Origin of the sequence: Zavarzinella formosa DSM 19928 (assembly GCF_000255705.1) — a bacterium.
GTDB lineage: Bacteria > Planctomycetota > Planctomycetia > Gemmatales > Gemmataceae > Zavarzinella > Zavarzinella formosa.
Window position 1 is genome coordinate 55545 of record NZ_JH636450.1, and the last position, 1231, is coordinate 56775.

1 pseudogene is annotated in these 1231 nt (G+C 65.0%); it reads left to right on the plus strand.

What is annotated here, in order from left to right:
* A pseudogene (locus BGIM_RS65285) lies at positions 1–1231 on the plus strand (hypothetical protein); the annotation flags it as partial.

Consider the following 1231-nt stretch of genomic DNA (forward strand, 5'->3'; position numbering starts at 1 on the left):
AAACAACGGCGGCAGTCGGGGCGGTGGCGACCGGGGCGGACGGCCCGGCAAGCTCGTGAACATCGTCGCGGACGAGGCAACCAACACCGTCTTTGTGACCGGCCCGGCGGCCCAGATCGGGCAGGCCAAGTCATTCATGGCCAAGTTCGACGTGAAGGCCGACGCGGATGCCAAGCCGATCCTGACGGGCGGACCGAAGTTCCTGCCGTACAGTGTGCCGGCCGGGACCGCCGACGTGGTCGCGGCGGCGTTGACGGATATTTACAAGGCTTCGCCGATCATCCGCATCCGGGCGGTGTCCGGCAACCAATTGATGGTCTGGGCCAGCCCGAACGACCATTTCGACATTCAAGAAAACATTAACGAGATCACCAAGTCGAACAGCGCCAACGCCAAGGTCATCTCCGTCGGCGGGATGGACTTGCCCAGTGCCGTCACGCTCTTGAAGGGGATGTTCCCCGACCCGACCAAGGGGGGGCCGTTCATCGAAGCCCACCCGAGCGGCGGCGGGGTGATTGTTCGCGGCCGCAAGGAACAAGTCGCCGACGTGGAACTGGCGATCAAGAACGGCTTGCAGGACTCGGGCGACACCACGTCCGGCAGCGGAAACCTGCAAATCATCGAATTGAAAGAAGGCTCCGGGGCCATGATGGCCGAGGCCCTTCAACGGATGCTCCAGCAAATGGGCAAGGGTGACCTCAAGGTCATCAACGCAAACGGAATGCCCATTCCGAAGTCCCCTTCGCTGACTCCGAAGGACGGGCTTCCGCCGATGCCCCTGCCCAATCCGATTCCCCTGCCGCCGAAAAGCGCGGCCCCGGCGATCAAGCCGACCACACTCGGCGACGCCCGCAGTTTCGACACCTCCCGAATGCTGGTGATGAATCAGATCGTGGACCCGGCCGCCCCGCCCAAGAAGGATGCGGTCCCCGCGAAGGATTCCGGGGCGACGGTGACCGTCGTTGGCGGCAAGTTGATCGTCTCCGGGGACGACCCGAAGACGGTGGCCCTGATCGCCCAGATGGCCCGCCTGCTGATGGCCGGCCCGGCTGACGGCGACTTCCAAGTTTTCCGGTTGAAGAACGCCAACGCCGTCGAAGCGGCCCGCGTCCTCAGTGAATGGTTCAACGGCTCGACGCAACAAGGCGCGGCCAATCGCGGCGGCGCGGGCGGGAATCCGTTCGGCGGCATCGGCGGCGGTTTCGGCAACCCCTTCGGCGGAGGCGGCTTC